This is a genomic window from Myxococcus sp. NMCA1 (assembly GCF_026810205.1).
GTDB lineage: Bacteria > Myxococcota > Myxococcia > Myxococcales > Myxococcaceae > Myxococcus > Myxococcus xanthus_A.
Genome location: NZ_CP113950.1, coordinates 9,032,261 through 9,047,032, shown reverse-complemented (window position 1 = coordinate 9,047,032; position 14,772 = coordinate 9,032,261). Strand labels below are relative to the sequence as shown.

General features: G+C 69.2%; 11 protein-coding genes and 1 pseudogene. 5 read left to right on the top strand and 7 right to left on the bottom strand.

Features of this window, described 5'->3' with window-relative positions:
- Nucleotides 1-95: 95 nt before the first annotated feature.
- On the bottom strand, nt 96-1,364 hold the full coding sequence (locus tag OZ403_RS37530) for an SO2930 family diheme c-type cytochrome (protein WP_237081628.1): 1,269 nt from the start codon (nt 1,362-1,364) through the stop codon (nt 96-98).
- 21 nt (nt 1,365-1,385) lie between these two features.
- Nucleotides 1,386-2,930, bottom strand: a complete 1,545-nt coding sequence (locus tag OZ403_RS37525; protein ID WP_268783004.1) for a parallel beta-helix domain-containing protein — start codon at nt 2,928-2,930, stop codon at nt 1,386-1,388.
- 199 nt (nt 2,931-3,129) lie between these two features.
- Between OZ403_RS37525 and OZ403_RS37520 the strand changes: the two genes are divergently transcribed.
- The 3 genes from OZ403_RS37520 to OZ403_RS37510 all read left to right on the top strand — a co-directional run bounded on the left by OZ403_RS37520 (nt 3,130) and on the right by OZ403_RS37510 (nt 6,037).
- A complete protein-coding gene (locus OZ403_RS37520; protein WP_140795969.1) occupies nt 3,130-4,062 on the top strand; it encodes a heme-dependent oxidative N-demethylase family protein in 933 nt (310 codons plus the stop codon).
- Between the two features lie 197 nt (nt 4,063-4,259).
- A complete protein-coding gene (locus OZ403_RS37515) occupies nt 4,260-5,039 on the top strand; it encodes an FKBP-type peptidyl-prolyl cis-trans isomerase (RefSeq protein WP_140795968.1) in 780 nt (259 codons plus the stop codon).
- 167 nt (nt 5,040-5,206) lie between these two features.
- Entirely contained in the window at nt 5,207-6,037 is an 831-nt protein-coding gene (locus OZ403_RS37510; RefSeq protein WP_140800385.1) for a dienelactone hydrolase family protein, read from the top strand.
- Here the strand turns inward: OZ403_RS37510 and OZ403_RS37505 are convergent.
- From OZ403_RS37505 to OZ403_RS37485, 5 genes and pseudogenes are all read right to left on the bottom strand, one after another.
- Nucleotides 6,031-6,605, bottom strand: a pseudogene (locus tag OZ403_RS37505) (CAP domain-containing protein). The gene OZ403_RS37510 and the pseudogene OZ403_RS37505 overlap by 7 nt on opposite strands.
- 96 nt (nt 6,606-6,701) lie before the next feature.
- Nucleotides 6,702-7,379 (bottom strand): CAP domain-containing protein, encoded by a 678-nt coding sequence (locus OZ403_RS37500; RefSeq protein ID WP_268783003.1) that lies wholly within the window; start codon nt 7,377-7,379, stop codon nt 6,702-6,704.
- Between the two features lie 78 nt (nt 7,380-7,457).
- Nucleotides 7,458-8,798 carry a DUF1552 domain-containing protein gene (locus OZ403_RS37495; RefSeq protein ID WP_140795964.1) on the bottom strand — a complete coding sequence of 447 codons (1,341 nt, stop codon included), beginning with the start codon at nt 8,796-8,798 and terminating at the stop codon, nt 7,458-7,460.
- Nucleotides 8,795-10,336: a DUF1592 domain-containing protein gene (locus OZ403_RS37490; RefSeq protein ID WP_237077818.1), complete on the bottom strand. Its 1,542-nt coding sequence runs from the start codon at nt 10,334-10,336 to the stop codon at nt 8,795-8,797. The genes OZ403_RS37495 and OZ403_RS37490 overlap by 4 nt, the downstream gene beginning before the upstream one ends.
- A gap of 405 nt (nt 10,337-10,741) precedes the next feature.
- A complete protein-coding gene (locus tag OZ403_RS37485; protein ID WP_201799747.1) occupies nt 10,742-12,799 on the bottom strand; it encodes a M3 family metallopeptidase in 2,058 nt (685 codons plus the stop codon).
- Nucleotides 12,800-12,932: 133 nt separating this feature from the next.
- Here OZ403_RS37485 and OZ403_RS37480 point away from each other — a divergent pair, with 133 nt between their 5' ends.
- Together OZ403_RS37480 and OZ403_RS37475 are read left to right on the top strand one after the other, a co-directional pair.
- The gene (locus OZ403_RS37480; RefSeq protein WP_268783002.1) at nt 12,933-13,754 is read left to right on the top strand and encodes a CheR family methyltransferase; all 822 of its coding nucleotides are present in this window, start codon (nt 12,933-12,935) and stop codon (nt 13,752-13,754) included.
- Nucleotides 13,755-13,875: 121 nt separating this feature from the next.
- Nucleotides 13,876-14,772, top strand: a complete 897-nt coding sequence (locus OZ403_RS37475; RefSeq protein ID WP_140800381.1) for a hypothetical protein — start codon at nt 13,876-13,878, stop codon at nt 14,770-14,772.

Below are 14,772 nucleotides of genomic sequence, written 5' to 3'. Positions count from 1 at the left end.
CGCGCGCCCTGTCACGCGGCGCGGCCGTCACGCTGCGGAAACGAGAAGCCCCTCCGCGCACCAGGCACGGAGGGGCCGCTCGTCTGACCACGGACCTACTTGCAGGCGCGCGCCGGCATGGCGTCAATCCAGTCGGCGATGAGCTGTGAGCCCTGGTCGTGGCGAAGCACGCGGCCCAGCTCCGGCATCATCTTCCCCGACTCCTCGGTGTGCATGCGGTACCAGAGGATGGACACCGAATGGCTGCCGGGGACGATGTCGAACTCACCGCCCACGCCACCGCCCGCGGAGCCCGGCCGCTTGCACACGCCCATCGTGAACTCCTCCGTGTTGTCCACGTTGAGGAACAGCCGGCTGGTGGTGCCCGCCGTCCCCTTCGGGTTGTGGCAATGCGCGCAGTTGATGTCCAGGTAGGCGCGTGCGCGCCGCTCCAGCGTGCCATCCTCCGCGTTGAACGCGTTCGGCGCGCGGGGAATCTGGTCGACCGGAGGCAGCCCCGTCAGCCGGCCCAGGTTGGCCAGGTGCTGAAGCTGGTTGATGGGCCCGTCGCCATAGTCATGGTCCTGGTTGAGGTAGCGGGCCTTCACGCCAATGGGCAGCAGCACCTGGTTCTCCTGTGCGTCCTGGAGATGGTGGCACTTCAGGCACTGGTTCTTGCTGGGCACCAGGTAGTCCAGCGTCCGCTCCACGCCGTCCTCGCCAATGAAGCGCACGCCGCGGACGACGCGGCCGCCATTGGCCAGCGTGGCCTCCGTCTGGGCCTCGTTCCAGAAGTAGGGAAAGGCCTCCCAGCCCCCGGGCCTGTGCACCAGCACGCGCGTCTCGATGGCGCGCACGTTCTCTTCCGGGACGCGGAGGTCCGCGGGGAAGGCGAACGTCTTGGTGATGATGGTGCCCACCGGCAGGTTCAGCACGTCGTTGGCCGTGTACCCGGCCGGCGCGTCCGGCGGGATGTACAGCGTGCGCGACTTCACCGAGTAGTCGGAGAAGAGCGGCGTGGTCAGCTCGTAGGGGATGTTCCCCGCCACCGGCCGCAGCCCGCCCGACGCGGGCGTCCCCGTGAAGAGGCCGAAGCCCGACAGGGTATTGGGCGGAAACGCAGCTCCCGCGTCTGGCGTCCCCGCGTCCTCGTTCGTCCCCGCGTCCTCTGAGGTGCCGGCGTCCGCGCCCGCGTCACCCGTGCCCGCGTCGTCACCCGCGTCCGGGGTGCCGCTGTCCTCGGGCGGAAGCCCGGAGTCGACCCTGGGGTCGCCTCCGCCGTCCGGAGTCGGCGTCACGCCGTCCTCGTCACCCGAGCACGAGGCCAACGCCGCGGTCATCAGCACCGCGGCGAGGCCCAGTCCTGGGATGAACGGCCTGTACATGCGTCCGTTCTTCACGATGTCTCAGCGGATGGTCAGGGCCGGGGTGAAGCCCGAACAGTTGTAGGGCTCGGCGTCCTGGGCATAGCGGCGCGTCTCCCCCCAGGCGGCGGCCACGTTTTCGGGGGAGGGGCCCGCCGCGAGGTGGCCACCGACGGCCTGCAGGTCGAAGTCCACCACCGAAGCCTGCGTGCCCTCTGGCAGCGTGTTGCGGGTGAAGCAGATGTTGATGGGGTTGGCCAGGCTCTCATTGCGAGGCGCCGGGTCGACGCCATCCCACAGCACGTGCTCCACGCCCGTCACGCCGTGGGCCGCGGCGCCGTACTGGTAGACGGCGCCCACCAGCGCGCCCAGCTTACGGCGCTCCGGGTCCGGCGTGCCGTTGTCCACCATTCGGCCGCTGCCACCGGTGAAGGTGTTGTCGTGGATGGAGATGTCCTGGCTGGCGTAGTTGAAGAAGCCGGCCGCCCACTGGACGGGGTCGGACTCGATGGCCAGGCCGCTGAGGATGGCGATGTCCACCGTGTTGTTGTTGCCCCACGTGTTGCGCTCCATCTCCACCCGGCGCGACGCCAGGATGAAGGTGCCGGTGCCGGCGGGGACCTGGGACACGGTGCTGCTGCTGGCCTCCACGGAGGCGAAGTTGGGGCGGTTGTTCCCGGTGATGGTGTTGTCGACGATGTAGATGTCCGTGCCCCGGATGGGGTTGCCCGGCAGGTCGAACACGACCAGGCCCGTGGTGTTGTCCTGGGCGATGTTGTTCGCGACGTGGGCGTACTTCGTGTTCTCGATTTCGATGCCTGCCACGTTCTTCTTCGCCACGTTCCGCCGGACGATGGTGTGCAGCGTCTGGCCGACGTAGATACCCGCGTCGGCGGCGTTGTACGCCTCACAGTCCTCGACGAGGACGTACGTCGACTTCACGGGGTAGATGCCGTACTTGCCGTTGCTCTCCTGGCTCTCCTGGGCCCACTCGGTGCGGATGCGCTGGATGTTCACGTTGATGGAGGACTCGATGCGCAGGCCATCCTTCTTCGCGTTCCAGACGGCCAGGTCGCTCACCGTGAAGAGCTTGCCCACCACGTCGAAGCCGTTGGTGTTCGCCGCCGCGTGGGTGAAGTCCAGCACGGTGCTGGATTCGCCGCCGGTGCCCTCGCCCTGGGTGCCCTTGCCCGCGCCCTTCACGGTGATGCCGTTGGCGCGGATGGTGATGGCGTTGTCGAACTGGAAGGTGCCCGCGCCCAGCTTGATGGTGGTGCAATCGCCCAGCGCGTTCACCGCGTCCTGGAGCTCCTGCTCCTGGCCCGGGTTGAACGTCAGCTCGGTCCGCTTCGTGTCTTCGCAGGAGAAGTCCTGCGGCCAGGCCATGGAGCCGCCTGCGTCCGGGGTGCCCGCGTCACTGCCGGCGTCACTGCCGGCGTCACTGCCTGCGTCCGCGGGCATGCCAGAGTCCGGCTGGCCCGCGTCCGGACGGTCATCGCCGTCATCCGAACAGGCGGGAAGGACAATCAGGCCCACGAGGGCAAGAAGCACGGCACGGGGCGCGCGCGACAGCGGCAGAGGATGCATCAGGTATCTCCTATGGAAGTGCTGCGCCTTCTGGCTTCTGAGCACGAGGCTCCAGGGCGCGGCCCAGAGTGCGAATCCTCCCCGTGAAGATGGACAACCTCAAGGGTGAGACATCAAAAAACAGCCACGCTTTCGTGACGCGATGCGTTCTGCGACACGATTGATAAATTGCTCCAATCCTTCATGAGAGGTCGACGCGGTGCTGCCTTACTTCCCCTTCGAGCAGGATGTCTTTTCAATGTCGCTGGGCGTGCGTGCACTGAGGCCCGAAGAGACACTCATTGAAGTAGACGCGCCGCGCTATGCGGACGAAGTGGCATTGAAGGCGGCGCTGCTGGCGGCGGGGCACGCCGAGCGCTTCCAGGGAGGGCCCGGAACAGAGGAACTCCAATGGGAGACGTTGACGGTGCTGCTGCCTGCCATGGCGCGTCAATCGCCGGAGCACTTCTCGCTGGAGGTGGAGGGCACGCGCTGGTGCTGGCACAACCACCTGCTGGGCACTCGGACGCACTTCACGCCGGGGGACGCGGCGAGCCTGCCGCTGGCGCCGCTGGACTGGTTTGGCCGGCAGGTTCAGGAGGACCTGCTGCTGCTGGACGGCACGCGCGAGGGTTTCCCGCTGGTGGCGGGCCAGTTGTGTTTCCCCTCCGGGTGGTGCCTGGGGGACAAACTGGGCCGGCCGCTGTTGGCCGTCCACGAGCCGGTACCCCAGTTCAACGCGAAGCTGGGGCCCTCCACGCTGAAGTTGATGGAGGGCCTGAAGCCCGGGCGTCCCGTCACGCGCTGCAACTGGGCCATCAGCGTCACGGAGCGGCTGGACCTGGAGCCGCGCACGCTGCCGGAGTGGCGGCACTTGTTCGACGGCATCACCCCGGACAATGCGGGCGAGCGCTGCTTCCTCCGCCTGGAGCGTCAGACGCTCACCCGGCTGCCCCGCACGCGCGCCATCCTCTTCACCATCCACACCTACGTGGCCCCAGTGGCCTCGGAAGTGGAAGCGCCCGGCCGGCGGCAGCGGCTGGCCCGCGTGCTGCGCACCGTGCCCGCCGACACCGCGACCTACAAGCGCGTCACGCCCGTGCTGGCGCCGCTGCTGGGCTACCTGGAGGCGGGCGAGGCTGACGCCGGGTAAAGCGGGTAATGAAAAGCCCCACCTCCAGGGGGAGACACGAGGTCGCCCTGGGGGCGGGCGGGGTGTCGTTCAGGAACAGGGATGCTTCCGGGGTGCCGTCGAACCGGAAGTCAGGCCATTTCTGTAGTAAGTCGCCCCTCAGAACTGACTGCGGCGATGTCTCACTGCCGCTCCAAAAAGCAAGGAAGGGCAACGACATGCAGAAGACGTGGCTGGTCGCGGGAATGCTGGTGCTGGCGGGCTGCCAGCAGCAGGGCAAGACGGATTCGACGACGGCGGCGACGGCGACGGCGCCTGGCGCGAGCGCGAATCCGCAGACGGAAGACCAGAAGACGCTGTACGCGCTCGGCCTGTCCATTGGCCGCAGCGTGAGCGTGTTCGACATGACTCCCGAGGAGCTGGAGTACGTCAAGTCGGGCATCACCGCGCAGGTGAAGGGCGAGAAGCCCGCGGTGGAGCTGGAGACGTACGGCCCGAAGCTTCAGGAGCTGGCGCGCGCTCGCAGCACCCGCAAGGCGGAGGCTGAGAAGGAGAAGGCGAAGGCGTTCCTGGAGACGGCCTCGAAGGAAGAGGGCGCCCAGAAGACGGAGTCCGGCCTCATCTACAAGGAGCTGACCGCCGGTACGGGCGCGTCGCCCCAGGCGTCGGACATCGTGAAGGTGCACTACCGCGGCACGCTGCCGGACGGCACCGAGTTCGACAGCTCGCACAAGCGTGGCGAGCCCACGCAGTTCCCGCTCCAGGGCGTCATCAAGTGCTGGACCGAGGGCGTGCAGAAGATGAAAGTGGGCGGCAAGGCCAAGCTCGTGTGCCCGTCCGACATCGCCTACGGTGACCGCGGCGCGCCGCCGAACATCCCGGGCGGCGCCGCCCTGGTGTTCGAGGTGGAGCTGCTGGAGATCGTCAAGCCGCCGGAGATGCCGGCCATGGGCGGCACGCCGCCGGCGGGCAAGCCCTCCGCGGTCGAGAAGAAGTAGTCACCATCTTCACGCAGGACGCCCAGGGGGCTGGTGGGGGATTCTTCCCTCCCAGCCCTCTTCGCGTTCGCGGGCACCGGGGTGGCGGAGGGCGCTGCCTCGGGGTAGTCCACCCGTCGCCAGCGTCTCCGCCTCGGGGACGGGCCAACCACGGAGGTCGACACATCATGCGCCAGGGCCTGCTGTTGATGATGGGAGCGCTGCTGCTGAGCGCCTGCGTCCAGGGCCGTGCCCGGGAGGTGCTCCGCGAGCCGTCCGCCACGGGCGCTGTCTCCGAGTCGGAGTTCAAGGCGCTGCACACGCTGCGCGAGGACGCGCCGCCAGCGCTCAAGGGCCAGGAGGTGGAGGTGGCCGGCACGAAGGCCTACCTGAGCCTGCCCCAGGGCGCCCAGGGGCCGCTGCCCGCCGTCATCGTCATCCATGAGTGGTGGGGGCTCAATGACCACATCCGCCACTGGACGGACCGGCTGGCCGCGGAGGGCTACGCCGCGCTGGCGGTGGACCTGTATGGGGGCAAGGTGGCCACCACGCGGGATGAGGCGCTGGCGCTGCTGAAGGCCGTGGACCCGGCGCGCGCACAGGAGACGCTGACGGCCGCGCACACCTTCCTGCGGCAGGACGCGCGGGTGCAGGCGCCGCGCACGGGCACCATCGGCTGGTGCTTCGGGGGGAGCTGGTCACTGCATGCGGCCATGGCCATGCCGGAGCTGGACGCGGCGGTCCTCTACTACGGCAACCCGGTGACGGAGGCGCGGGAGCTCGCCGCGATCCGCGCGCCGGTGCTGGGCATCTTCGGTACGAAGGACCCGTCCATCCCCCTGGAGACGGTGCAGGCCTTCCGGCAGGCCTTGGATGAGGCGGGCGTGCGGCACTACATCCTGGAGTTCGAAGCGGAGCACGCCTTCGCCAACCCGTCGAGTGAGCGCTACGACGCGCAGGCCGCCGCGGGGGCCTGGCAGCAGGTGGCGGCCTTCCTGGACCAGCACCTGCGTCAGTAGGGGCGCTGGCCCACGTAGTTGCCCGGCGGTGCGTAGTTGCACACCCAGAGCGTCCACTTGGGGAACTGGGAACCGAAGGGCGAGTTCGTCGTGCACTCCTGGACGGCGCAGCCCAGGGCCCGCGTGTTGCGCCACACCACCTGGGTGTAGTGGCCGCAGACCTTGCCGCTCGCGCAGGTGTTGGCGGCGTGGTCGTAGTGGGCGGCCTCGTCCACCCAGCCCTGCACCACGCCCTGGGCGCCCATGGCGCTGGACGATGCCGCGGTGAGGTTCTCCCCAGGTTGCCGCGATTCGGGTTGTGCGAGAACTGGCACCGCGCGGCGTAGGACTTCGCCGTGCGCGTCGCCTGCTCGTCCCACGTCAGGTCCTCCAGCGCGGGGGAGGCCGCGGGCGACACGCTCCTCCGCGCGGCGTTGTGCGCGGCCAGCATGTCGCGGTCGAACTGCGTCATGACCAGCGGCTCGGTGTCGCCGTCTTCCTCTCCGGGTGTGTCGGAGCCACAGCCGGTGAGGAGCAGGGGGATGAGCAGGCCAAGCGGTCGAAGGTGGCGGGGCGTGGGGCGGGGCATGGGGTGGATTATCCGCCGCCAGGCGGAGGGCCGTCACCCCCCGCAGCGTGAGTGTCCGGCACCCGGGACGCACCGGCCCCGCGGGGCGCGGCACGGTCAGTAGGGCCGCTGACCCACCCAGTTGCCCGGCGGCGCGTAGTTGCACACCCAGAGCTGCCAGGTAGGGAACTTCGCGCCGAACGGTGAGTTCTTGTTGCACATCACCGTGGCGCACCCCACGGCCGCCGTCTTGCGCCACACCACCTGCGTGTAGTGCCCGCACACCTTGCCCTTCTGGCAGGTGTTGCGCCGGTAGTCGTAGTCCGCGGATTCGTCCGCCCAGCTCTTCACTACCTGGGACGTGGTCCACGCGCCGGGCGTGGCGGCGGCGAGGTTCTCTCCGAAGTCGCCCCGGTTCGGGTTGTGCTCGAACTTGCAGGCCTTCGCCCAGGACGAGGCCTTGCGCTCGGCCTGGGTGGACCAGGCCAGCGGCGGCAGCGCGGGCTTGGGTGCGGGCTGGGCCCGGGAGCGCGCCAGGTTGTGCGCGGTCACCATGTCCCGGGAGAAGTCCTGCGCATCAGGAGGGGCCGCGCGTGGCTCCTTCGGCTTCGCGGACGCGGCGGGCTGCCTGGAGGCCACGGCCTGCCGGGAGGTGGCGTTCTGTCGCCGCCCCTGTTGGGTGCCACCGCTCCCGCAGCCGAGCAGCGGCGGCAGCAGGAGCAAGGCGGACCAGCGGGAGGCGCGGGAGAAGGAAGGCATGAGGGGGATGATGCGCCAGGACGCCCGCTCATGCATGTGAAGCGTGCGCGGCGGGGCATTGCGTGCGGTGGGCCGCCCGCCTCGCATGCTCCGCCGCGCACGGGACTGCCGGGGCTACACAAGGCCCGGCAGCGGGCCCGTCCCGTCGTCACCGAAGGTGGTGACGTTGGGCACGCCCATGGCCTGCATCAGGTAGATGTACAGGTTGGCCAGCGGGTCCTGCTGGTAGACGATGTGCCGGCCCGGCGTGAGCGCGCCGCCGCCCCTGCCCGCCAGGATGATGGGCAGGTTGACGTGGTTGTGAGAGTCCCCGTCGCCGATTTCGCTGGAGAAGTAGACCATCGAGTTGTCGAGCAGCGACAGGCCGTTGACCTCGATGACCGACTTCATGCGCTCCAGCAGGTACTGGAGGAGCGTCACCTCCCACTTGTCGATGGTGGCGAGCGCCTTGTAGTTGGACTGCGACTTCTGGTGGTGTGAGTACGTGTGGTGTGCGCCGCTGAGCCCCAGGAAGGGGTAGACCTTGTTGGCACGCGCATTGGCCAGCATGAAGGTGGCCACCCGGGTGAGGTCACACTGGAAGGCGAGGATGATGAGGTCCATCATCGCCTTGGTCTTCGCCGTCGGGTCCTCGGACACGATGGGCGCGGCTCCCGAAGCGCAGGTCATGGATGGGACGGACACGTCCTCCACCTGCTTCTCCAGCTCCCGCACGCTGGTGAAGTACTCATCCAGCTTCTGCAGGTCCGAGGTGCCCAGCTGGCCCTTCAGCGCGGTGGCGTCATCGCGCACGACGTCGATGATGCTCTTGCCGTACGCGCGCCGCTTCTCGATTTGTGCCTGCGTCTCTCCGGGGATGCCGCCCGCGAAGAGCCGGTTGAACGCGGCCTGCGCGTTGGTCTCCTTGGCCACCGGTGTTCGAGGCCCCGACCACGCGATATTGTTGGCATACGGGCACGCGTAGCCGGAGTCGCAGTTGCCGATGCCGCGGCCCGCGTCGATGCCCAGCTCCATGGACCCATAGCGGGTGGCTCGCGTCGCCGTCATGTGGTTGGCGATGACCTGGTCCATGGAGATGCCCACGCGGAGGTTGTTGCCCTCCGTCTTGTACACCTTGGCGCAGGACAGGAACGCGCCGGTGGCGGCGGCATGGTGTCCGTCACCATCCGGGAAGGCGGGCTGGTTCGCCAGGCCGGTGACGACCAGCAGGTCGTTCTTCACCGCCGCCAGGGGTTCCAGCGTGGGCGTCAGCTCCCACGCGGGGCCCTCTATCGTGGGCGTCCACTTCTGCATGTGGATGCCGTTGGGCGTGTAGAAGACGGCCAGTCTGCGGGGCACGGTGCCCGGCGCGCCATGCGCGTTGCGGGGAAGCATCTGCTCCAACAGGGGCAGCGCCATCAGCGCTCCCGTCCCCCGCAAGACGGTCCGTCGCGAGAGTCTGAATTTCTTGCTCATGGCGTCTGCTCCTCCTCGGCGCCACGCTGTGTGAAGTGGCTGCTCGAGACGATGCTGAGGATGTAGTCGACGAGTCGCCCACCGCGGGCCTCGGCCTTGTCGGCGACATCCTTCACCGCGCAGTGGTCGGCCTCACTCAGGCCACGGCCCGTGGCATAGGTGAGCATGTGCTCGGTGATGCAGTTGGTCAGCTTCGGGTCCTTCTTCAGGTAGCTCTGCATGTCGCGCACACCGGCGAGGATGGCGCCGTCGGGCAGGTCCCCCGTGGCGTCCACGGGCGCGCCGCTCACCTCCTGGAGGCGCCAGCGGCCAATGGGGTCGAAGTTCTCCATCGCCAGCCCCAGCGGGTCCATCAGCCGGTGGCAGCCCTGGCACGCCGGCGCGCTGCGGTGGAGCGCCATGCGCTCCTTCATCGTCATGTCCGGCGTGATGGGCGGCGGCAGGTTCTCCACGTCCGGCGGCGGTGGCGGCGGCGCGGAGCACAGCAGCTGCTCCAACACCCAGACGCCGCGCTGCACCGGTGAGGTGCGGTCCGGGTTGGACGTGACGATGAGCAGCGAGCCCTTGCCGAAGATGCCGCTGCGCTCCGGGTGGCCCGTGAGCTCCACGCGTTTGTGCGTGGGGCTGCCGGGCAATGGCAGGCCGTAGTAGGCGGCCAGTTGGTCGTTCACGTAGGTGAACGGCGCGTCGATGAGGTCCTTCAGCTTGTGGTCGCCGGAGATGAACTCCGCGAAGAAGAGCTCCGTCTCCGTGCGCATGGCGGCGCGCAGCTCCTCGTTGAACGCGCCATAGAGCGTGCCGTCCGGCACGGCGGTACCCAGCGCGCGGGTGAAGAGCCACTGGCCGGCGAAGTTCTCCACCAGCGCGCGTGCCTTCGGGTCCGCGAGCATGCGCCGCACCTGGGCCTCCACCTCCGCGGGGTCGCTCAGCTTCCCCGCTTCGGCGGCGGCGAACAGCGCGTCGTCCGGCATGCTGCTCCACAGGAAGTAGGAGAGCCTGCTGGCCAGCTCGAAGTTGTCGAGCGTGTACGGTTCGGTGCTTCCTGGCGGCGCGTTCTTCTCCACCCGGAAGAGGAAGTGCGGTGAGACGAGCACCGAGCGCAGGGCCAGCCTCACGCCCACCTCGGGCGGGTCCGCGTGCTGGCTCGCCAGGTTGACGAAGGTCATCAGCTTGTCGACCTCTTCCTGCTGCACCGGCCGGCGCCAGGCGCGGCGGGCGAAGTTGGAGAGGATTTCGTGCGCGCACGGCGCAGGGTTGAGCGGGTCCAGCGCGCAGGAGTTGAAGGCGCCGCGCGTCCAGGCGTCATTCACCAGCCGCTCCGCCGCGGTGGAGTACTTCTCCATCAACAGCGGCGACAGCGAGAGCACGTCGGCGATGTTGTCGAAGCCGTAGCCGTGGTCGTCGATAGGGAAGTCCTTGGCCGGCTGGGTGGTATCTCCCAGCAGGTCCCGCACGGTGGCGTTGTATTCCGCGCGGTTGAGACGGTGGAGCGTGACGCGTCCCGGAGTCTGGGGCGCGTTCTCGCACTCGCCTGCCACCGGGGGCTGCCCCGGTGGACCCGGTTCTCCTGGCACCTCCTCGTCGGGTTTGACCCGGGCTATTGGGCCGTCATCGGTGCAGCTGGTCACCAGCAGGGCGAGACTTGCGCCCGCAAGGAAGAGCCAGCCCCCTCTTCGTCGATGCATGGGTGTCACGTCGGCTACCCCCCTCCACACTGCCCCATCCGAAGCCGGGACAGCCGAAGCCGTAGCAATGTGCTCTCCACCCAGGAACGTAGCCTGGTGGACCTCTTCGTCGTTTCAGGGGGCAGGACGGCGTTGGCTACCCGGAAGCGCGCTGGGAAGAGATTGGCGCGAGTAGGTAGCGAAGTTCCCGGCGAGGGAACCGCGGGCGAACGCAGCCTACGGCGTGCAAGCTGCGTTCGCGTGGGTTCCGCGGGCTGTTTACTTCGCGTCGAGGTACGCGCGGTACGCGTCGAAGCCGTACTCGCGCCCGAGGAAGTCCTTCACCAGCCCGGCGGCGGGCTTGGAGCCGCCGGGCTCCAGCACGGTGCGGCGGTACTTCATCGCCGTCTCCTGGTCGAGGAAGCCCTTCTTCTGGAACTCGGTCTCCAGGTCCTTCGCGATGACGGAGGACCAGAGGTACGTGTAGTAGGCCGCCGAGTAGCCATCCAGGTGCCCGAAGGCCACCTCGAAGTGCGTGCCGTCACGGTGCTCGTGCTTGAAGGGGCTGAGCTGGGTCTGCAGGGCAACCAGGGCCTCGGTCGTGTCGAAGCCCGGCTCGCGCGAGTAGTAGTCCAGGCTTACAGCGGACAGGAACAGCTGCCGCCGCGCCCACAGCCCCTGGCCGAACTCCTTCGACGCGCGGAGCTTCTCCACCATCTCCGCGGGGATGGGCTGGTTCGTCTCGTGGTGCTTCGCGAACTCCTTCAGCACCTCCGGGTTGCCTGCCCACTGCTGGAGCAGCATGGACGGCGTCTCCACGAAGTCCCACTCCACGCGGGTGCCCGCGATGCCCGCCCACTTCAGGTGCCCGCCGAAGATGGCGTGCAGCAGGTGCCCAAACTCGTGGAAGAAGGTCTCCACCTCGTCGTGCGTCATCAGCTCGCCGGGGCGTGCGAAGTTGCACACCAGCGACGCCTCCGGATAGCGCTTGCCGGCCTGACCCGCGACGAGGTCGAACTGCGCCGCGTGCTTGTACTTGTCGTCACGCGGATGCATGTCCAGGTAGATGCGGCCCAGCAGCGTGTCGCCGTCGAACACGTCGTAGGTCTCCACCTCCTGCTGCCACACCCGGGCGTCCTTCACCGGCTTGTAGGTGATGCCCCAGATGCGCGAGGTAATGTCCATCACCCCCGCCTTCACCCGGCCGTACTCGAAGTAGGGCCGCACCGCCTGCGAGTCGAAGCTGTAGCGCTCCGCGCGCAGCCGGTCCTCGTAGAAGTCCTGGTCCCAGGGCTCCAGCACCTTGGCGCCCCGCACGTCCTGCTGCTTGCGCGCCAGGAGCTGCGCGTACTCCTGCTTCGCGCGGGCCTCGGTGGCCACGCCCAGCCGGTCGATGAAGTCCGCGGCCGCCTGCTGCGTGCGCGTCATCTTCGTCTCGGTGGTGTACGCGGCCCAGCTCGCGTAGCCCAGCAGCGTGGCCAGTTCGTGGCGCTTGGTGATGAGCTGCGCCAGCACGTCCTGGTTGGCCGGGTACGCGCGCTGACGGTAGGTGCGCCACAGCTTCTCGCGCGCCTTCGCGTTCTTCGCGTACGTCATGAAGGGGAAGTAGTCCGGGTAGTTGGTGGTGATGACCACCAGCCCGTCCGCGCCCGGCGGGTGCGCCTTGCGGTAGTCCTCCGGCAGGCCGTCCAGCTCGGAGGGCTTGAAGGTCGCCTTGCGGACGTCCTCGGCGATGTTCTTGCTGAACTGCTGCCCCAGCTTGAGCAGCTCCTCGTTGAGCGACTTCACCTTGGCGCGGGTGGCGTCGTCGCGGTCCACGCCGGCGCGGCGGAAGTCGAGCAGCGCGCGGTCCATCCAGTACCGGGTCGCCGCGTCCGCGCTGGACAGGTCCACCGAGGCCAGCACGTCATAGACGCCGCGGTCCTGGGACAGCGCCACGTTGGCGGAGTCCACGCGCTGCTCGCACTCGCGCGCGGCGTCGCGGAAGGCCGCGTCCGGATGCACCTCGCGCGCGAGGCTGGAGCGGTTGGCCGCGGCGAACAGCGAGCCCTGGGCCTCGTCATAGGCGGCGAGCACGGCCTGGCCGGCCGCGCGCGCGTCCAGCGCCTTGATGGCCGCCACCTGCGTGCGGGTGCGCTCCAGGTCCGCGTCACACGCGGCGGTGAAGTCGGCCAGGGTGCCGGAGAGGACGCTGGCGCCTTCGGGAGGCGGCACGGGCTTGGGCGCGGCGGCGGCCGGGGCCTGCTGTGCGGTGGGCTCGGGGGCCGCGGCGGGGGTGTGCGTGCAGCCGGCAGACGCCAGTGCCGCGGAGAGGGTGAGGGCGCTCAGTCTCTTCAAGGGTGGGTTCCTCTGGGGTCCAATGACAACGCCGGAGCGTCATGCCACATCCCGTCCGCCTCCGCTCGGTGCAAGCGGCCTTCCCTTGCCCGGGCGCGGCGTCCGTGCCGACATCCAGGAGGAGGCCGACCCGATGACGGACCGTGAATGCGTGGAGTTGTTGCAGTGGGCCGCGCCCCGCCTGCGCCTTCGCTGGGAGGGCTTCCGGCGCGTTCGGGGGCAGGTGTGCAAGCGCATCGGCCGTAGGCTGAAGGCGCTGGGCCTGTCGGACCCCGGGGCCTACCGCGCCCGGCTGGAGGCCGAGCCCTCGGAGTGGGACGTGCTCGACGCGCTGTGCCGCGTCACCATCTCCCGCTTCTACCGGGACGCACGCGTCTTCGATGTCCTGTGCCAGGACTTGCTGCCCGCCCGGCTGGCGTCGCTGCGCGCGCGGGGCGAGGCCACGCTGCGGGCGTGGAGCGCGGGCTGTGCCTCCGGTGAGGAGCCCTACACGCTGTCAGTGCTCTTCTACCTGGGACTCGAGCCGCGCTTTCCGGGAGCACGGCTGTCGTTGGTGGCCACCGACGCGGACGCGGGCCTGCTCGCGCGGGCGGCGCGGGGTTGCTATCCACGTGGGGCGTTGCGCGAGCTGCCGCGTGCGTGGGCGGAGCGCGCCTTTCCGGGGCCCGGCGACGAACCGTGCCTGGCACCGGAGTACCGGCGGGCGGTGGACTTCCGCCAGCAGGACTTGCGCTCCCAGATGCCCGACGGGCCCTTCCACCTGGTGCTATGCCGCAACGTCGCCTTCACCTACTTCGCGCCGCCGCTTCAGCGCGAGGTCCTGTCTCGGTTGGTGGCGCGGCTGGTCCCTGGCGGGCTGCTGGTGATTGGCGGCCACGAGTCCCTTCCTGAAGGTGCGCTGGGCCTGACGCGCGCCGCGGGCCCGCTGCCTGTCTTCGCGCGGACAGACGTCTGAGACCGCCGGGCTCTATCCACGAATTCGTCCGGTGCGAGCATTCTGCGTCGCTGGGCCGTGCTCCCCTGACGTGAGCGGGAAGGAGGACTCGGGCCCGCTCCTGGCCGGGGGGAATCCGAGGATGCGCACGAACCTGTGGTGGAGCGTGGTACTGGCGGCGTGTGCGTGTGGCGGCGCCGCGAAGACGGGCGATGAGCTCTACTCGCGGCAGGCGGGCCTGTCGCTCTCCGCCGCGCCAGGAGGCGCCCGGGGCACCTTCGTCCATGAAGACGAGGCGGTGACGTTCTCCTCCCGCGAGGTGGAGCCAGGGGTGTACCGCCTGGAGGTCCGGCTGCGCGGACTGACGCTCACCGGGTTGATGGAGCCGGCCAGCGGCGTCTCCACGCTGGATGGCTTCGCGGAGGCGAACGCCGCGGACGCGCAGATGGGCGTCGCGGACCGCGCGCTGCTCACCGCCCTCTATCGCGAACTGGATGCGGCGCTCCCCGCCGGAGACGCGGCGGCCCCCGCGGCCATGTACCTGCGCCGCGCGGTGAGCGTGTGGTCCCAGTACCCGGACACCGTGGGACTGCGGCGCACGGTGATGGGCGAGAAGGGGCGTGGCTACACGATGTTGTGCAGCTATGCGCAGTGCAACGGGCGTAACTCGGGGAGCTGCGAGGGCCGTTACAACTGGTACGCCCACGCGACGCACGACTGCGACCGGGGCGGCTTCGACTGGCCCGGCAATCAGCAACTGGCCCAGCTTGGTGACCACTATTCCTGCGACGGAGACGAGTTCTTTCTGGCCGGCGACACCTGGCATTGCGGTTCGCCCAACCACTGGCACCGGCCGAAGGTGGTGGGCAACTGCTTTGGGCGCTGCGGCAGCACGTGCGGCGGGGATACCCAATACACGGTGGACGCCACCAACCACGACAGCTGTGTGCGCAACGGCCACATCCTGGTGAGCGGCTGGTGCAATGACCAGTTCGTCGCCGCTGTGGATGACGAGCTGTTCGCCCCCAACTGCTACTGA

Coding starts and splice junctions, on each gene's coding strand:
- OZ403_RS37515 (WP_140795968.1), top strand. CDS start 4,260: ATGCAGAAGACGTGGCTGGTCGCGGGAATGCTGGTGCTGGCGGGCTGC.
- OZ403_RS37525 (WP_268783004.1), bottom strand. CDS start 2,930: ATGCATCCTCTGCCGCTGTCGCGCGCGCCCCGTGCCGTGCTTCTTGCC.
- OZ403_RS37475 (WP_140800381.1), top strand. CDS start 13,876: ATGCGCACGAACCTGTGGTGGAGCGTGGTACTGGCGGCGTGTGCGTGT.
- OZ403_RS37480 (WP_268783002.1), top strand. CDS start 12,933: ATGACGGACCGTGAATGCGTGGAGTTGTTGCAGTGGGCCGCGCCCCGC.
- OZ403_RS37530 (WP_237081628.1), bottom strand. CDS start 1,364: ATGTACAGGCCGTTCATCCCAGGACTGGGCCTCGCCGCGGTGCTGATG.
- OZ403_RS37495 (WP_140795964.1), bottom strand. CDS start 8,798: ATGAGCAAGAAATTCAGACTCTCGCGACGGACCGTCTTGCGGGGGACG.
- OZ403_RS37500 (WP_268783003.1), bottom strand. CDS start 7,379: ATGCATGAGCGGGCGTCCTGGCGCATCATCCCCCTCATGCCTTCCTTC.
- OZ403_RS37510 (WP_140800385.1), top strand. CDS start 5,207: ATGCGCCAGGGCCTGCTGTTGATGATGGGAGCGCTGCTGCTGAGCGCC.